Genomic DNA, 16,347 nt, shown 5'->3' on the forward strand with positions numbered 1-16,347 from the left:
GGCGAGTCGCCTGACAGCACTGGTTATGCAGAAAACGCAAATGGCAGAGAACCACCAGAATGAACAAACCTGACCAACCGAACCACAACGACCCCGAACTTCTGAACTACTACAGCGCCAGGGCGCCTGAGTACGAGCAGATTTACTACCGCGACGTACCCCAGCGTCAGATGGAACTAGCCGCCGAGGTTTCCCGGCTTCGCCGTCTGGTGCAGGGCTGCTCGGTACTGGACATAGCTTGCGGCACCGGCTATTGGCTTGAGAAAATGTCACAAACCGCCGAGCAGATCGCCGCCGTGGATATCTCCCGGGAGATGATTGAGCAAGCCCGGCAAAAAGAAACCGCTTGCCCGGTCGATTTTGTTCGCGGCGATATTTATGACCTGCCTTTCAACTCTGATCTGTTTGATCGGGTCACCCTCGGATTCTGGTTCTCGCACCATCCCCGGCAGCAATACGACGATCTGTTCAATACTCTTCTTGCTTATATGAAGGAAAACGGCTCAATCTGGATGATCGACAACAATCCCCCGGCTGAAGGACTCCGCCACAACTCAGTCGGCAGTGACCGGCACGGCAACAACCTGATTAAGCGCAGGCTTGACTCCGGCCGGGAGTACACAATCATCAAGAATTACTTTGATGCCGGTCAACTTGAGTCGATTTTCGGGAACCGATTTCGAGTAGAGCAGCTTATATACGGTGATTGCTACTGGTCGGTGGTGCTGAAAGATCAAGGTTAGTGCGGCCCCGACCGCTAAATAATGGACTTGCCAAAACCGAAATATACCATATATTTGGCGCCTGTTTCCGATTGACGGAATCAAGTACCGATTGACGGAAGCAAGAAATAGACTGCGAAATTGAATGATCGAGGTAAGTGAAATTGAAGCCGAAAATCCATCCTGAGTACCACGAGTTGACGGTTACCTGTGCCTGCGGGAATAGTTTCCCCACCCGCTCGACCAGCAAAACTATCAACGTGGAAATCTGCTCCCAATGCCATCCATTCTTTACCGGCAAACAGAAATTGATCGACACAGCCGGTCGCGTGGAGCGGTTTCGTCGTAAGTACGCCAAGGCTCAGAAGCAAAATTAGCCAATTTCTGAGTGACAAATCCAACCGGCGGTGCGTATTCTTTGTGGAAGCACCGCCTGTTCTATTATTTGCGGCCGGACGTTGCGACGCCGCACCTTTTGATGGAGACACCCGATGCCGGATTTGAACGTTGGTGGCCAGGCAGTAATCGAGGGCGTGATGATGCGCTCGGAAGACAGAGTTGCCACCGCCGTCCGCACGCCTGATGGCCGCATTCTGGTCAAGGCCGATCCTTATGTCTCGTGGGCGAAAAAACACAAGCTGCTCAAACTACCCATCCTGCGCGGCGCCGTCTCTTTTGTTGAGATGCTGGTGTTGGGAATCAGTACCCTGAACTTCTCAGCTGACATAGCCATAAAAGAACAGGAAAAGCTGGACGCTCAGGAAAAGGGGGAAACGACTGATGGCAAGCCGCCAAAATCCAACAATTTGATGTTGGGCTTGACAGTGGTCTTCGCTCTGGCTATGGGCATTTTCATTTTCTTCTTCGTTCCCCTGGCTATTTCGAATCTCTTTAACGTCGACAAGAATGCCGTCTGGTTCAATCTGCTGGCCGGCGGCATCCGCTTGACCATGTTTGTGTTGTATGTTTGGGGGATTTCGTTCTTTGGAGAATTCCGGCGTATTTTTCAGTATCACGGCGCCGAACACAAATCGATCTCCACTTATGAAATGGGTGATGAACTAGTTCCCGAACAGGCGGCCCGACACACCCGTTTTCACCCTCGCTGCGGGACCTCTTTTATACTCATAGTGGCTCTCTTGGCCATGTTCGTTTACGCTGTTTCCGATACCATCTACGCGCTGTACACCGGACACCCGCCCGTTTTGCTGACGCGCTTCGGTTTGCACTTTTCGCTCTTGCCGCTGGTGGCCGGCACCTCGTATGAACTCTTAAAACTTTCCGGCAAAACGCGCGATCATGCCCTCACCCGGATATTGATCCAACCCGGCCTGTGGGTGCAGAAAATCACCACCCGGGAACCTACCATGGACCAGCTGGAAGTGGCAATTGTGGCGCTGGAGGCTTCATTGGGTGTCACCGAGTCAAAAATCGCCTCACAGAAAGTGGCTGTTCCTTAGCTGCTTTTTTATCTACTTGCCGTTTTCGGCCTCAGCCCTTACACTAACCGCACGAATTTTTGCGTGAGAAATATGCTTGAAATAGTCGGAAAACTCGAGTCCAAACTGAAGGCCATCGATGACCAGATGGCCCTGCCGGAAGTCCTGTCCAATCAAAAACGGCTGATCAGCCTGACACGCGAACGACGGCAGGTCGAGTCTATTCTCGAAACGGCACTGAAGTATCGGCAAGCACACGCGGCGGTCGATGAAGCCAACCAGATAGTTGCATCCTCAGACGATGAAGAACTCGTCGCCATGGCCAAAGAGGAACTGGAATCCGGTGTTTTGAGTCTTGAACAACTCGAGCAGGAACTTAAACTCAAACTGCTGCCCCAGGATCCCAACGACGACAAGTCGGCGGTGGTGGAGATTCGAGCCGGTACCGGCGGTGATGAAGCCGGGCTGTTTGCCGCAGATCTCTTCCGCATGTATCAACGCTTTGCCGATAAGTCAAACTGGAAGATCGAAGTGATGAACTCACATGCATCCGAAGTCGGCGGATTCAAGGAGATCATCTTCTCCATCAGCGGCGACCTGGTGTTTGGGCGCATGAAATATGAGTCCGGCGTACACCGGGTGCAGCGCGTGCCGGTGACCGAAACACAAGGGCGGATACACACTTCGGCCGTCACCGTGGCCGTCTTCCCGGAAGCGGAAGATGTCGATATAGTCATCAAAGAAAACGAAATCAAAGTCGACGTCTATCGTTCCAGCGGACCGGGGGGCCAATCGGTAAACACTACCGACTCAGCCGTTCGCATCACTCACCTGCCGACCGGCTTGGTTGTCACCTGTCAGGATGAAAAATCGCAACTGAAGAACCGCAACAAGGCGATGAAAGTCCTTCGGGCCCGGTTGTACGATCAAATACTGTCGGAGCAGCAGGCCAAGATCACCGCCGAGCGTCGTTCCATGGTATCCTCGGGGGATCGGTCGGCCAAAATCCGCACCTACAACTACCCGCAATCACGGGTGACCGATCACCGTATCAAGCTCACGGTCTATAAGCTCGAACAGGTGCTCACCGGTGATGTCGATCTTTTGATCGACCCGCTCCGCCACCACGATCAGGAAAAGAAACTCAAGCTCGAAACTCAGGTGTAACAGGGGTAAGAATGAAAATACTGAGAGTCGTCATAGCCGTCATTCTCACGGCTGTTCTTCTATACATCGCTCGCACCACCTCGCGCGGTCGGCCGGAGTTTATTACCCACACCGACAATGGTTACACTTTCGAGATGACCACCGTTCCGAAAGCGCCCGAACAGGCCATGGCAACGATACAGCTAAAAATCACAGGTGACATGGGTGCGGGTGTGAAGCCGATGTTCCGTCAGAGCAAGTTCGGGCAGGATGAAACCACGGCCTTGCACAAATACATCAGTCTACCGCTTTTGGTCGAAGATTCCGCGGCCGGGTTGTACTACTCCAATTTCTCAACTTTGGTGCGCGGAGACAGGTTCTACTACTATTTCGAGATTCGTGACGGCACTGGCGGACTGCGCGCTACTTTCACACCCGAGGAAGGCAAATCGTTCTTCATAAAATTCATCGGCGAGGTCCCTCCGTATGTCATCGGCCCACACATATTCCTGATGTTTGCAACCGTTTTCTGTGTTGTAATGGCCTTTTTGCACTCGTTCAAGCTTCTTTCCGGCGGCACTGACGCGCACCACCTGGCGCGTTATATTTTCCTGGCCGTGGTAGCATCTTTTCTGGGCGGCTATCCCTGGGGATTCGCCATGAACTACTACGCCTTTGGCGGTATCTGGGAAGGTGTGCCGTTCGGGACCGACGCCACCGACAACAAGACGCAGCTTTTGTTTCTGTACCTGGCCATGATCTGGCTGGTTTCCTTGGGGTCTCTGAGCAAAGGCAAACGGCGCGACTTGTATTCACCAAAAACACTGGGTTGGTTCGGCCTGACTGCGTTCGCTTTGTTGATGATCGTCTATCTGATTCCGCATTCCATTCAGTTCAGCGCCGGGTTGACGTATGGTGTCTGTTACGGCTTCATCGGCTTGGTCGGATTGATCTACCTTATCGGTTGGGTGAAGGCACCCCGGAAGCCACAGCCGGCAGGCAAGAAAAGGCGGCGCTAAACGACCCGCTGTTTGGTATCCAGCTTGACCGAACGCATACAGAAGTTCATTTCGGAAAAGGCACAAGTCCTGACCAACGCTGGAATTGAGCGGTCCAAAGGAGAGGTCGAAACAATCCTCTGCCATCTCCTCAATTGCGAACGGCTCGACCTTTACATGCGCGGGATGGAACTAATCACCGATGAAGTTCGTGAACGTTTCGAGGCCATCATCGAACGACGCCTGACGCGCTATCCGATACAATACATACTGGAAGAGTCATGGTTCTATGGCCGACGTTTTTTCGTGTCGCCGGCCGTGATGGTACCCACACCTGAAACTGAGCTGCTGTGTGAGACGGCTATCAGATATGTTCAACAGCGCAAGATCAAACGTCCCCGTATTCTGGACATAGGTGTCGGCTCCGGTGTGATTTCGGTCACGATGGCCCTTGAACTGGCCGAGCCCGAAATTGTGGCGCTCGATATCTCCAAAGATGCACTGGCCGTTGCAGAGAAAAATGCCGCCGACCTGGGTGCTGAAAACCAAATCGAATTCAGACAATCCGACTTCTTTGGGGCCGTGACACCGGCCGAGCTTTTCGACCTCATTCTGTCCAATCCGCCGTACATAAATGACACCGAGTACGAAACTCTCCCACCGGAAGTCTTGGCTGACCCGAAGATATCGCTGACTTCAGGACCGGACGGGTTGGATGCGGTGCGCCAGATTCTCATACGTGCTCCCGAACATCTAACGCCCAACGGACGGCTGATATTCGAAATAGGCTACGACCAGGCCGAGCAGGTGGCTCTGTTGACAGAGACCGACGACCGCTACAAATCTATCGCCATCCTGAAAGACTACAACGACTGCGACCGGTTGGTGATTTTGTCGTGCGGTGGGCGAACCGATGCCTCGTGAAACCGTGGCCGAGAAGAAGGCGCGAAGCTCCAAGATAATCCGGCTTCTCAAAAAGCAGTACCCCGACGCGCGATGTTCGCTGGATTTCGAAACAGTGCATCAACTGATGGTGGCGACTATTCTCTCGGCGCAGTGCACCGACGAGCGGGTCAATATCGTAACCAAAGACCTGTTTAAGAAGTACTGCACGATTGAAGAGTACGCCAACGCCGATCCGGATCAGCTGAAACATGTTATCTTTACAACCGGCTTCCACAACAACAAAGCGAAGTCGATCAAGAAATCTGCACAGCAGCTACTCGAACTCTACAACGGTGAGATACCTCGCACACTCGATGAACTGGTCACACTGGCCGGTGTAGGTCGCAAGACTGCTTCGGTGATTCTCGGTGCCGGGTTTGGTTTGGCTGAAGGGATCGTGGTCGACACGCACGTTGGACGAATCAGCCGATTGTTGAAACTAACCAACCAGACCGACCCGGTCAAAGTCGAGCGTGACCTTATGAAACTCATTCCCAAACGTGACTGGATCATTTACTCGCATCTGATGATCTGGCACGGCCGCGCCACCTGCATCGCCCGCCGCCCCCGATGTGCCGAGTGTGTGTTGTACAAGCTGTGTCCCGGGGCAGTCTTGTAGGGTGGGTCCGTATTCGCCTGCGCGCCGTGGCGTGAACCTGCCAATTGCGTCATCCTGAGCGGAGTCGAAGGGTGAGCAGCAAAGAGAAGTTCATGGTTCGACTCCGCTCACCATGAGGTGGGATGCGACTGCTTCCACACGGTCATGTTTCTACACTTTCATTCTGAGTCCAGTCGAAGGATGAACGCAGTCGATGGGTCTGTCATTCCCGCGAAGGCGGGAATCCATCCGGGCCGACTTCAGTTCAAATCCGATGATGGACCCCCGCCTTCGCGGGGGTGACAGAGGAGGCCATGAAGTTCCACGATTTAGTGGACACGGCACCCCACCCTGAGTGCTTCGCCTCGGGTGGGTCCTTCTTCAACCAGTTCTCCTGTCAGTCTGAAAACGGGTTAACGGACCGGGCTAAATACTCACCCGCCATATTCCCACGGAAAAAACAGAGGGCCAAGGCTGGAATTGGCAGCCTTGGCCCTGGATGATCTAAGCGCAGGTGTCACATCGAGCAAAGAACGACCGCGCTATAGCGGGCTGATCGCAAACAGGCAGTCGAAAGTAATCAACCCATCGGAGTCCAGCTTGGACATATCCACGGCTCCTGAAAGACGGACCTGGGCCGTGAATCCCTCGTAGGCTCCGGTCCCAGAGAGCACTCCATTCGACCCGTCGATCGGGATAGCTCCGGTTACATGAGTGGCCGGTGTGGCTACGCTGACCGTAATCGGCTGAACCGATGTATTGCCACGCGAAACAAAAGTGCCGTTGGGCAAGTGGAAGATAGTGGTTCCAATCAGCGCGAGACCGTCGCCGACCGGAGTGATCATCGAGAGACAGTCGGTGGCGGTGCCGATCTTTTTGCCGGTGCCGTCATATAGGTCCACATCAAAACATGTAGCCGAGTCTACAGCACCATCGCCGTCGATATCCGGCACGGTTCCACCGTATGCTTCACCAGTACCGAAAAGTCTGAGCACCGTGGCTTTTCCGGGCAGGCCTCGATTACCTCCCATATTCGCCGATGCGAATTCACTGTCCATTATCACACCGTTGGAGGAGGTGCCGTCATCACCACAACCGGCAATGGCGAACAAAATAGCGAAAAATGTAATTCCAATTCGTTTCATCGTCTTGTCCTTGGTTTTAGTTCGTTAAGCTTACCTTGTGTCAGCGGGGATAGTCTCACTGGTCTGACAGGATTCTTGAATACAGATTGTTGCTAGTTGCCCTCCTTTTCAGACTCGTTCAGGTGTTCGACAGCTTCGTCGGTGGTCCAGACGGCATTGGCCAGGTAGCGGAAGTTCACCAAAGCTGCCTCATAGCCGTTACCCTCCGGAACCATGGCCCCTGCGGTGGCGTCTTTGACGACTGCCACCTCGAAACCTTGCTCGAGTAGTTCGCGAAGGTGAGCTTCGACACACAGGTTGGCCGACATCCCGGCGAGGATGACTTTGTCGATGCCGCGCTTACGCAACTGAAGCACCAGATCGTTGGTCTCAGGACCGTAAACCTTGTGAGGGCTGACAACAACCGTCCTGCCGTCCTCCAGGTACTTCTTGTATTGTTCGAGCCAGTCCGCACCGGAATTCGGAAACTGATCCAAAGTGAGCGGTCCGGCGCGGTCGAACATGCCTATATTGTGCATGAGCACCTCCAAGGCACCTTCAAACTTCCAACCATGATCGGTAGGATAGTAATAGTGCGGCGACACAAAGACCTCGATGCCTTTCGCCTTGGCAAGTTTCAGTAGCCGCTCGATGTTCTCAACCGTGTTATTGTCGGTCACGCTCTGACCGACCACACCCCAGGTGACTCCGTCGGGACTGAGGAAGTCGTTTTGGGGGTCCGTGATTACGAGAGCCGTGTGTTCGGAGTCGATAGTCATCCCCGGCGCGGGCAATTGCGCCCAAAGGACACCTCCGATTGACAGGGCGAGCAGCAGCCCGGCGAGCAAGCTGACGGTCAGGCTCTTGTAGGTTTGCATCAATTGTCTCTCCTGGAAAAAGGTTGGCGTTCCAAATATCCCTAAGTCCCGCGACAACTACCGGTTCACTGTTCAGTTACTGAGGTGACCGTTAAGGCTGTCGTAACAGGAGCGGATAATATATAGACTATATACGTCCATAAGTCCAATTTCTGGAAAGAAAACAAGACGGATTGCAAAATCTCTATTTGGGTGGATTCGGACCGGGATCAGGGTGGCTGTCGGGGGGTGTCAATGCGGTTGGAGTGATTGCACACACCCGGCGGTACCCCGGCCAGGGCGCTTCGCGGCCATCTGCCTCACCCTGTGCGTGCACCCTACCTCATCCTGAGCGGAGTCGAAGGGCGATAAATCGCTTTTTCGCGCTTCGCGCCTTTCAGCCTCACCCTGTGCGTGGTGTACGTCCTCGTGCACCACGATGGCAAATTGGGTTCGTTTTGCGGAAAAAGTACTTTTGGTCACGACACTTTCCGGTTGTGAGTTTCTGCCACGCGTACCTCTTTCACGACTATGCACTGCATAGTGCTCGCATAAGAACGGGTGCTTCGGGTTTTTGTGCAGAGTTTGTAGGGAAAGTGGACAACCGACGCAAGTTCATGCGGCGACATGCTCACTGGAAACCAAGCCCGCCCATGCGGGGATGGGCCGCCACATCTTCGGTGCGTTCCGGACCCGACACAACCGACCACGGTTTTTCAACACTCCCCAAGCGGGCGGGCCACCATGCTACTTCTTCCTTGTCGGCCGTAAGTCACCCATCGTCTCGATATCATCTGCCATGCTGATGCCGCGGGCGAGGTTTTTCGAGAGGATGCTGAAGAACTTCCTGTGTGAATCTGGAAGCGTGGATTTACTGAGTGTTTTGTCCAATAGCTTCATCGCTGCAACCGGGTTGCCGGCCATCATCTTCATTGAGAGCATTTTGTTTTCTTCTTCTTCACTCCACTTGCCCTTGGCGGTTTTGCGCCACTTGATCAGATTTGCCAGTTCGTTTATACCTATGAGAATAGCAAGAGGAGGGCAGGCCAGGATGGCGCCGACTTTGGCAGCCCATCCCAGAGTTCTACCGGTAGAAATTCCACCGCGCTGCTTCAATCGCAAATGTTGACCACAGTATCGGTTCGAATTCGCCACGAGTCGTTTGCATTGCTGGCCTCTGGCTGTGGTGGCAGCACATCGGTGTTTTCTCTCACCTTTCGAGCCATTTGCCGACGGTCCCGGTTCGAATCCTGATCGCTTTACGTTCTTGCGGTGTCGCATAGGCCTCTTACGGACTAGTAATCTTATGCCCTTGTCAACAGATACATGATAACCAAGCGTTCTGTCTGCGTCAATACCATTGAGAACCGCAAAGGACAACATTGAATTCTGTCCGATCTCCCTAACGATCGAAGGCAGCCGGTCTACAGTTTAAGAAGGGATAGACTTCTTTGGCCACGAGTTGCGTCCTAAAGGTTGCTACCGACCTGTGGGGAAAAGAAACTTTCTCTCCCCCTTCCCAATTGACCTTGGCCCCTGAGCACCCTATATTCCACTCCTTACGGTAAGGAGATAAAATGCCCGCGAAATATCAGCAGCCCGAAGTAACCCCGGAAATGGTCGAAGCCCACGGCCTCACCAAAGAAGAACACGAGAAAATCAAACAAACCCTCGGTCGTGAGATGACCTACACGGAGCTGGGGGTCTATTCGGTCATGTGGTCCGAACACTGTTCATACAAGAACTCAATCGGACTGATCAAAACGTTGCCGCGCGAAGGTAAAAATCTCTTAGCCAAAGCGGGTGAAGAAAACGCCGGCGCCGTTGATATCGGCGATGGTCTGGCCGTGGTGTTCAAAATCGAATCGCACAACCATCCCTCAGCGGTCGAACCATACCAGGGCGCGGCGACAGGCGTAGGAGGTATCCTTCGCGATATTTTCACCATGGGTGCGCGCCCAATTGCGGCGTTGAACTCGTTACGTTTCGGATCGCCGGATAATCCGCGCGTGCGCTACTTAGTCGACGGTGTCGTGCGCGGGATCGGCGACTACGGCAACTCGTTCGGCGTGCCGACCGTGGCCGGTGAGGTCTATTTCGATGAAGCCTACACCGGCAACCCGCTGGTCAACGCCATGGCGGTCGGCATTGTCAAAAGCGACGGCATTGCTTCAGCCGTGGCCGAAGGGGAAGGCAACCCCTTGATGATAGTCGGCAGCAAAACCGGGCGCGACGGTATACACGGCGCTACTTTTGCATCGGTGGAACTGTCCGAAGAGTCCGAAGAAAAGCGGTCCTCGGTGCAGATAGGCGATCCGTTCACGGAGAAGCTGCTCTTGGAAGCCACGCTTGAAATTATCGAAAAAGATTTGATCGTAGGTATCCAGGACATGGGCGCCGCCGGGATCACCTGTAGTTGTTCGGAAATGTCGGCCAAGGGTGAAAGCGGCGTGGTTGTCGATATCGAAAAAGTTCCGGTGCGTGAAACAGCGATGACACCGTATGAAATACTGCTCTCCGAATCGCAGGAGCGGATGTTGGTATGTGTCAAAAAAGGGCGCGAGAAGGCAGTAACCGAAGTGTTCGACAAGTGGGGACTGGACTCGACTATCATCGGTCATGTCACCTCGGATAAGCTTATGACCGTCCGTCTCAATGGCGAGGTCGTTTCACAGATTCCGTCCGCTTCGTTGGTACTGGGCGGCGATGCGCCAGTGTATGAACGTGAAACCCAACGACCAGCCTATCTGGATGAATTGAATGATCTCGATACGGATGAGCTCCCTCTTGATCGGGACTGGAACAGAGACCTGCTGGACCTTTTGGCAACGCCGAACATTTGTCACAAGGGCTGGGTGTACGAGCAATATGACTCCATGGTGCGGACCAACACGGCGGTTGGTCCCGGTTCCGATGCGGCCGTGATGCGTCTGCGGAAGACCAACAAGGCGCTGGCCATGGCCACCGACTGCAACGCCCGTTTCTGTTACCTCAACCCGCGACTGGGCGCACAAAGCGCCGTGGCTGAAGCGGCCCGCAATATTGTCTGCTCCGGTGGTCAGCCGTTGGCCGTGACCAACTGTCTCAATTTCGGTAATCCTTACAAGCCGGAGATCTACTACGGCTTTGCCCAGGCTATTGCCGGTATGGGTGATGCCTGTCGAATCCTTGACACACCCGTCACCGGCGGGAATGTCTCGTTCTACAATGAAGACCCCGAGCGCGCGGTCTTCCCGACTCCGACAATCGGCATGGTCGGCCTGGTTTCCGATGATGAGCATATCACCACTCAGTGGTTCAAACAGACCGGTGACGTGATTTTCCTTCTTGGCACAAACACTAACGAAATCGGCGCCTCGGAGTACCTGCACGCTTTGCACGGCATGACCAAAGGGGCGGTACCGGCACTCGATTTGGAATTCGAGAAGAAGTTGCAGGAAGGACTCCTGGCAGCGATAACGCGCGGTTGGATTCGTTCGGCGCACGATTGCGCCGAGGGCGGTTTGGCTGTCGCCCTGGCTGAATGTTGTATCTCCAATCGCGAACAGCAGATCGGCTCCACAACTACTCTCAACGACGACTTACGTACTGATGCGCTTCTGTTCGGCGAAGGCCAGTCGCGCGTTGTGATTAGTTGCGACGTTGCAAATGCCGATGCGGTCGCCGAGTTTTTCCAGAAGCTCGAACTTCCCTGCGCGAACATCGGCACAGTTGGCGGTGATCGGCTAAAGATCAACGATGTGACCGACCTGCCGTTGGATAAACTGGATGCATCTTTCTTTGAAGCCATGCCGGCGTTTATGGAGAAGGTGGGATAACACGGTCAAGCCCTGTTTTTGTGGCAATGCCACGCGGAACGAGAGTGCACGATGATGCTTCTTCAAAGTCCCCTCTTGAGAGGGGATTCAGGGGTGTGTATTTGACGAGTATGAATGAAGAACACACCCCGCCCTTCGGGCACCCCTCTCGAGAGGGGACCAAAGACTGGGTGTTACGTGATTCGCACGCATGTATGGAACATGGCTCCGGCACAAGAGTAGAACCTTGTCGTGTCACCCCGTGCGGAGTCGAGGGGCGACAGCCTGGGAGTTAGCCATGGCCCTATACATCTTTTCAGATGCACATCTCGGAGCACACTCTGATGAGTTAGAGACCCTCAAGCGGCAGAAGATAGCGGCGCTGTTTGATATGGTGCGTACCGACGGTGACCGCCTGGTGATTCTGGGCGACCTGTTCGACTTTTGGTTTGAGTACAAGCACGCCATTCCCAAAGATCACCATCGAGTTCTCTGCATGCTCGATGGCTTGATTCAACAAGGTATCCGGATAGACTATGTCAGCGGCAACCATGATTTCTGGATGGGTGACTTTTTCACGAAGGAGATGGGTGTCGCGGTACATCGTGACACCCTTGATCTGGGATACGAAGGGAAACGGCTCCATCTGATACATGGCGACGGCCTGGCCAAAGCTGACAAAGGCTATCGTTTCCTCAAGCGTATCCTTCGCAACCGGGTCAATATCTGGCTCTACCGAAAACTCACACCCGATTGGGCGATTCCGCTGGCCAAAGCAGTGTCGGGCTCCTCGCGCAATTACACGTCCGGTCGTGATCCGGACTTTGTCGCCGATTATGAAGAGTATGCGAAAGAGAAACTGTCCGGCAACTACGACATTGTGGCCATCGGGCACTTGCACATTCCCGCGATCAAGCAGTTTGACAGTGGCACTTACATAAACACCGGCGATTTTATCGAGAGCTTCACGTATGCGAAGGTTGGTGATGGAAAGTGCGAATTGGTCAACCTACTTTGATGGATTCTGTGTCCCGCGCTTGCTCACATGACTCAAAAACTATTTGGCAAAAAACGTTGGACTATTTATTCTTCTGATGAAGCGAGAATTGGTGAGCATGCGTCGGCTGGTGGAATGTGTAAAACATCAGGAAACTGAAAACCGCCGATTAATGAAGACTATAGACAGCCGAAAGGATGGATACTATGGGAAAGGACAGAAACAGACCCGGCCGGGAAAAGAAAACACCCAAAAAGCCGAAACCGAAGAAAGAACCGACGCAGCCCAAGAAGTAGCTGGTCGGCATCTGGTTGTAATCAGATACCTAAGTATTCAGCAGACGTCGATATTCTTCAGGTCGGCGATCGGCGAACAGATCGTTCCGTGCTGTCGCCGTCTTGTCGCGCGCTGTTGCGATGTCTACGTCAACAACTGTGACCAGCTCTTCATCCGCCCCGGCTTGAGCTAACAACTCCCCTTTGGGATCGGCAATAGTAGACAGCCCGGTGAAAGTCAAATCGTCCTCGGTTCCGATTCGATTGGCCGTTACGATATAAACGTGGTTGGTCAGCGCATGAATCGGAATTGCCCGCTGGCAGAGGCCGGGAATAATCAGATTCGACGGGTGACAGATCACATCGGCGCCGTCAAGGGCCAGTATCCTCCATACTTCCGGGAAGAACCAGTCAAAGCAAATCGCCATCCCGACTCGGGCTAGGCCGATATCAAAAACGGGCAGACCTGAATCGCCCGGCTGGAAGATGTCCTTTTCGTTCATGAACAAATGCATCTTGCGGTACTTACCGACAACGCCCTCCGGACCTACCAGGACAGAGCTGTTGAACAACTTGTCACCATCGCGCTCGTTGACCCCGCACACGAGGTGCATCTGTTGTTTTCGACAAAGCTCTGCCAGGCTTTCGACGAAGACGCTATTTGCGACTTCTTCGGATGTTTCCCATGCTTGTTCTTTTGAGACAAAGTTGTATCCACTGTTGGCAAGTTCCGGCAAGACCAACAGGTCGGCTTCCGGCCCCTCGCGTACCAGCCTGTCGACGTTCGTCAGATTGGCTTGGGGTTCACCCAACAGAGGACAAAACTGTGCGAATCCGATTTTCAACTGGGCTATCTCCTTTGCAGGTCAGGACTGTGCGCTGCAACTCGACCACCGACAATATAGCGCCGGAATTCTGCCCTGGACAGGCAAATAGTGGCCGGCGGTGAGTTGGAAACCGGTTTCACAAGAGAAACCAATTTAGCATGAAGACTCAGCTGGCGCTGTCCTCAGGTGGCCACCTACCGTACTCAGTTGCACGGCGGTAGATCCGGGGTGGTGAACATATAATCCACCAGCCTGACCAGATCGGCAATGTCAACACTGCCTGATCCGTCGGTATCCGCCTCGCCCATGCACGGTGGCGGCGGACCACCGTTGAACATCCAGTCGACTATATAGACAAGATCGGAGATATCGATTGCGCCGTTCTCACTGTGATCGATGTTTCCGGGATCGGTACAACAGATGAGATCGCACAGGTCACCGATGCCGTCACCGTCACTATCAATCTGATTTGGATTGTATGTGTCTGGGCAGTTGTCACAAACATCGCCAACGCTGTCGGCATCGTCGTCATGCTGGCCCGGATTAAAGTCGAGTGCACAGTTGTCGCTTGAGTCGCAGAACCCGTCTTGATCCTGGTCGTCACAACCGCCGGCATTGAGGAGATGGATCTGTGGATCACCTGCGAAAATCAGTTCGTAGTATTCCCAGCGCCAGAGTTCGTGCGTGGGTACCAAGTGGGCCAACTGGTCGCGGGCATAGGTCAGGCTTGCCCCAATGGCGCCGCTTTGCTGAGAATACATGCAGACCATCATCTGTTGGATAAGATTCGTCCAGACGGAGATGCCGTAGCGCGAGTGACCGAGATAGGCCATCATCCCCCCCTCGGCGAACAATGCGTGTTCACCCACCGCTTCGGCACTTCCACTTGTGGCCTGATCAAAGGCGAGAGTGTGGCAGCCCCCCGATGAAAAGAACGGATACTCTGTGTTTTGCAGGTTGTCGACATCGTACTGCGACCAACCCAGCAGGTAGTTATAGTTGGTGTGGGCGCAGTGCAGCACCATGGCGGAGCTATTGTTGTTGATATGCTGCGTGACGGCGTAGGTCGAGAAGGTTCCCTCCCTTTGGTACATCTTCGTGACGTCATAGAACGGCGGCATATAAGCCGTGTCGTCGCAGATTGGGTCAAGCAAGTCACCGCCCCAGAGAAGAGGGTCTTCGTATAATAGCTCGCCCACCATCAGCGCCGTGTGTATTTCAGGCCATGGGTTCTCGACGTAGTGTTGAATCTTGAAGATCATGTTCTGGAAATCCTGCATGTTGTCACCCGGAAAACGCCCGATATGGATTTCGGCAAACAGATCGGGATCATCGTCCTCCTCACCGTAGTATGCATTCCCGTTGGCGTTCCAGTCGCCATCAAGCGTGCCGTAATACAGGTCGCAGGGGATGTTGTAGTCGTAGCCGTACTCCCCGCAGTGACCCCAGACGCCCCGGATAGGGATTATTTCATCGTCGCCCGCGAGCAGCACATACTCAAGGGGATGCTCGCTACCTGCCCATGTCTGGTAGGCGTCGATTATGAACGCCCGGAGGTTGTCGGCATCGTCCACGCCCGACGCGTACTCGGCCAGGATGTCCTCAATTGTGTAAACCGAAGCCGACACCCCCTGGCTTGCTTTCCATGTTGCGTAGTCGTTGAAAAGACTCTGGTAGGCCTCCCCGGCGATGATCAGAAACGTGCTTGGATCATTCGTGTCGACTAAGCTCTTGGTGCTCGACTGCAGGTTCCTTTCAGGATAAGTGTTCGTTACATCGGCGTTGACAGCAAGTGCTTCCCAGCGCTTCTGCGCCTCAGTGCTCCTACAAATCATTCTCGCTTGCTGTTCTCTGGTGGTAACGTCCGGGGATGTCCTGATTTCGACCAGTACTTCCCGGAAGTAGCTGAGTTCCTGACGTATCGGGTTATACTTGTATGGATAGGCTTTGACAATGGCAATATCAACCCCCGAAAGCCGTTCAACGCCTGCCAACTCCCAGTCCATCGCGGGATAGCGTCCATCGGTGCCATAGATTCGAACATCTCGATTTGTGACTGGGACCGGGCGCCCGACAATTGAAGGCATCTGGGCGCACGGGATATCGAATTCACCATCGAGCACTTCGAGATGCTCCATAGTGACGTCGATGGCATCGATCTTTTCGCCGTATGGCAGCACAAAGTAGTAACACTCGAATGGAATCCTCGGCGCCCCGACGTTTGGCAGCATCTGATTTGTCCCGCCGGAGAATTCCCCGTCAGCGGTAACCAGTGGCTGAATCGGGTGCGATACGTGTCTTAGATCCCCGGCGACTACGCTGGAGCTTAGCAGCACCAGAATGAGCAGGCTGTTTCTTATCATGCTATCCTCGGTACAAGATGGGGTCTGGTCTTTGTCTCGTGATAGGGAGGGCGGCACCGTACAAGCAGCCCTACGCCCTTATCAGGCTACAATATAACGGAAAACGCTCCGGCGTCAACGCCGTTCTCAAAGAGGTAGTGTAAACTATGTTGTGTAAATTGTAGAATTGAAATAACAACGGGTTTGACTTTTAGTTTTCAGACCAATGAAAGGAGTCAAACCCGTGGTAAACTTGTGGTTTACACAGAAGGATTTACGA

The 16,347-nt window shown here is 53.8% G+C and carries 14 protein-coding genes; 9 read left to right on the forward strand and 5 right to left on the reverse strand.

The genetic code is table 11. The annotated features are described in order from the left end of the window. Positions 1-59 precede the first annotated feature (59 nt). The 7 genes from OEV49_06545 (at position 60) to nth (ending at position 5,869) form a co-directional block, all read left to right on the forward strand. Positions 60-743 (forward strand): class I SAM-dependent methyltransferase, encoded by a 684-nt coding sequence (locus OEV49_06545; GenBank protein ID MDH3890726.1) that lies wholly within the window; start codon positions 60-62, stop codon positions 741-743. Positions 744-886: 143 nt separating this feature from the next. Continuing rightward, positions 887-1,099 carry a 50S ribosomal protein L31 gene (gene rpmE, locus OEV49_06550; GenBank protein ID MDH3890727.1) on the forward strand — a complete coding sequence of 71 codons (213 nt, stop codon included), beginning with the start codon at positions 887-889 and terminating at the stop codon, positions 1,097-1,099. A gap of 114 nt (positions 1,100-1,213) precedes the next feature. After that, the gene (locus OEV49_06555) at positions 1,214-2,182 is read left to right on the forward strand and encodes a DUF1385 domain-containing protein (GenBank protein ID MDH3890728.1); all 969 of its coding nucleotides are present in this window, start codon (positions 1,214-1,216) and stop codon (positions 2,180-2,182) included. 72 nt (positions 2,183-2,254) lie between these two features. Continuing rightward, on the forward strand, positions 2,255-3,328 hold the full coding sequence (gene prfA, locus OEV49_06560) for a peptide chain release factor 1 (GenBank protein ID MDH3890729.1): 1,074 nt from the start codon (positions 2,255-2,257) through the stop codon (positions 3,326-3,328). Between the two features lie 11 nt (positions 3,329-3,339). Continuing rightward, the gene (locus OEV49_06565; protein MDH3890730.1) at positions 3,340-4,326 is read left to right on the forward strand and encodes a hypothetical protein; all 987 of its coding nucleotides are present in this window, start codon (positions 3,340-3,342) and stop codon (positions 4,324-4,326) included. Positions 4,327-4,350: 24 nt separating this feature from the next. Beyond that, on the forward strand, positions 4,351-5,229 hold the full coding sequence (gene prmC / locus OEV49_06570; protein ID MDH3890731.1) for a peptide chain release factor N(5)-glutamine methyltransferase: 879 nt from the start codon (positions 4,351-4,353) through the stop codon (positions 5,227-5,229). Continuing rightward, on the forward strand, positions 5,219-5,869 hold the full coding sequence (gene nth / locus OEV49_06575; GenBank protein ID MDH3890732.1) for an endonuclease III: 651 nt from the start codon (positions 5,219-5,221) through the stop codon (positions 5,867-5,869). Before prmC ends, nth begins: the two co-directional genes overlap by 11 nt. 521 nt (positions 5,870-6,390) lie before the next feature. Here nth and OEV49_06580 read toward each other — a convergent pair. The 3 genes from OEV49_06580 to OEV49_06590 all read right to left on the reverse strand — a co-directional run bounded on the left by OEV49_06580 (position 6,391) and on the right by OEV49_06590 (position 8,945). Then, the gene (locus tag OEV49_06580) at positions 6,391-6,993 is read right to left on the reverse strand and encodes a hypothetical protein (GenBank protein ID MDH3890733.1); all 603 of its coding nucleotides are present in this window, start codon (positions 6,991-6,993) and stop codon (positions 6,391-6,393) included. Positions 6,994-7,085: 92 nt separating this feature from the next. Beyond that, complete coding sequence (locus OEV49_06585; GenBank protein MDH3890734.1) at positions 7,086-7,850, reverse strand: cysteine hydrolase; 765 nt, start codon at positions 7,848-7,850, stop codon at positions 7,086-7,088. Positions 7,851-8,576: 726 nt separating this feature from the next. Further along, positions 8,577-8,945 carry a hypothetical protein gene (locus OEV49_06590; GenBank protein ID MDH3890735.1) on the reverse strand — a complete coding sequence of 123 codons (369 nt, stop codon included), beginning with the start codon at positions 8,943-8,945 and terminating at the stop codon, positions 8,577-8,579. Positions 8,946-9,406: 461 nt separating this feature from the next. Here OEV49_06590 and purL point away from each other — a divergent pair, with 461 nt between their 5' ends. After that, positions 9,407-11,647 carry a phosphoribosylformylglycinamidine synthase subunit PurL gene (gene purL / locus OEV49_06595; protein MDH3890736.1) on the forward strand — a complete coding sequence of 747 codons (2,241 nt, stop codon included), beginning with the start codon at positions 9,407-9,409 and terminating at the stop codon, positions 11,645-11,647. Between the two features lie 277 nt (positions 11,648-11,924). Then, positions 11,925-12,644 carry a UDP-2,3-diacylglucosamine diphosphatase gene (locus tag OEV49_06600; protein MDH3890737.1) on the forward strand — a complete coding sequence of 240 codons (720 nt, stop codon included), beginning with the start codon at positions 11,925-11,927 and terminating at the stop codon, positions 12,642-12,644. Positions 12,645-12,948: 304 nt separating this feature from the next. On the opposite strand, the gene OEV49_06605 is transcribed toward OEV49_06600, so the two are convergent. Further along, entirely contained in the window at positions 12,949-13,743 is a 795-nt protein-coding gene (locus OEV49_06605) for a carbon-nitrogen hydrolase (GenBank protein ID MDH3890738.1), read from the reverse strand. Positions 13,744-13,928: 185 nt separating this feature from the next. Beyond that, positions 13,929-16,088: a C25 family cysteine peptidase gene (locus tag OEV49_06610; protein MDH3890739.1), complete on the reverse strand. Its 2,160-nt coding sequence runs from the start codon at positions 16,086-16,088 to the stop codon at positions 13,929-13,931. Between the last annotated feature and the right edge of the window lie 259 nt (positions 16,089-16,347).

Source organism: Candidatus Zixiibacteriota bacterium, assembly GCA_029860345.1.
In the GTDB taxonomy this organism is placed as follows: Bacteria; Zixibacteria; MSB-5A5; order GN15; family FEB-12; genus JAJRTA01.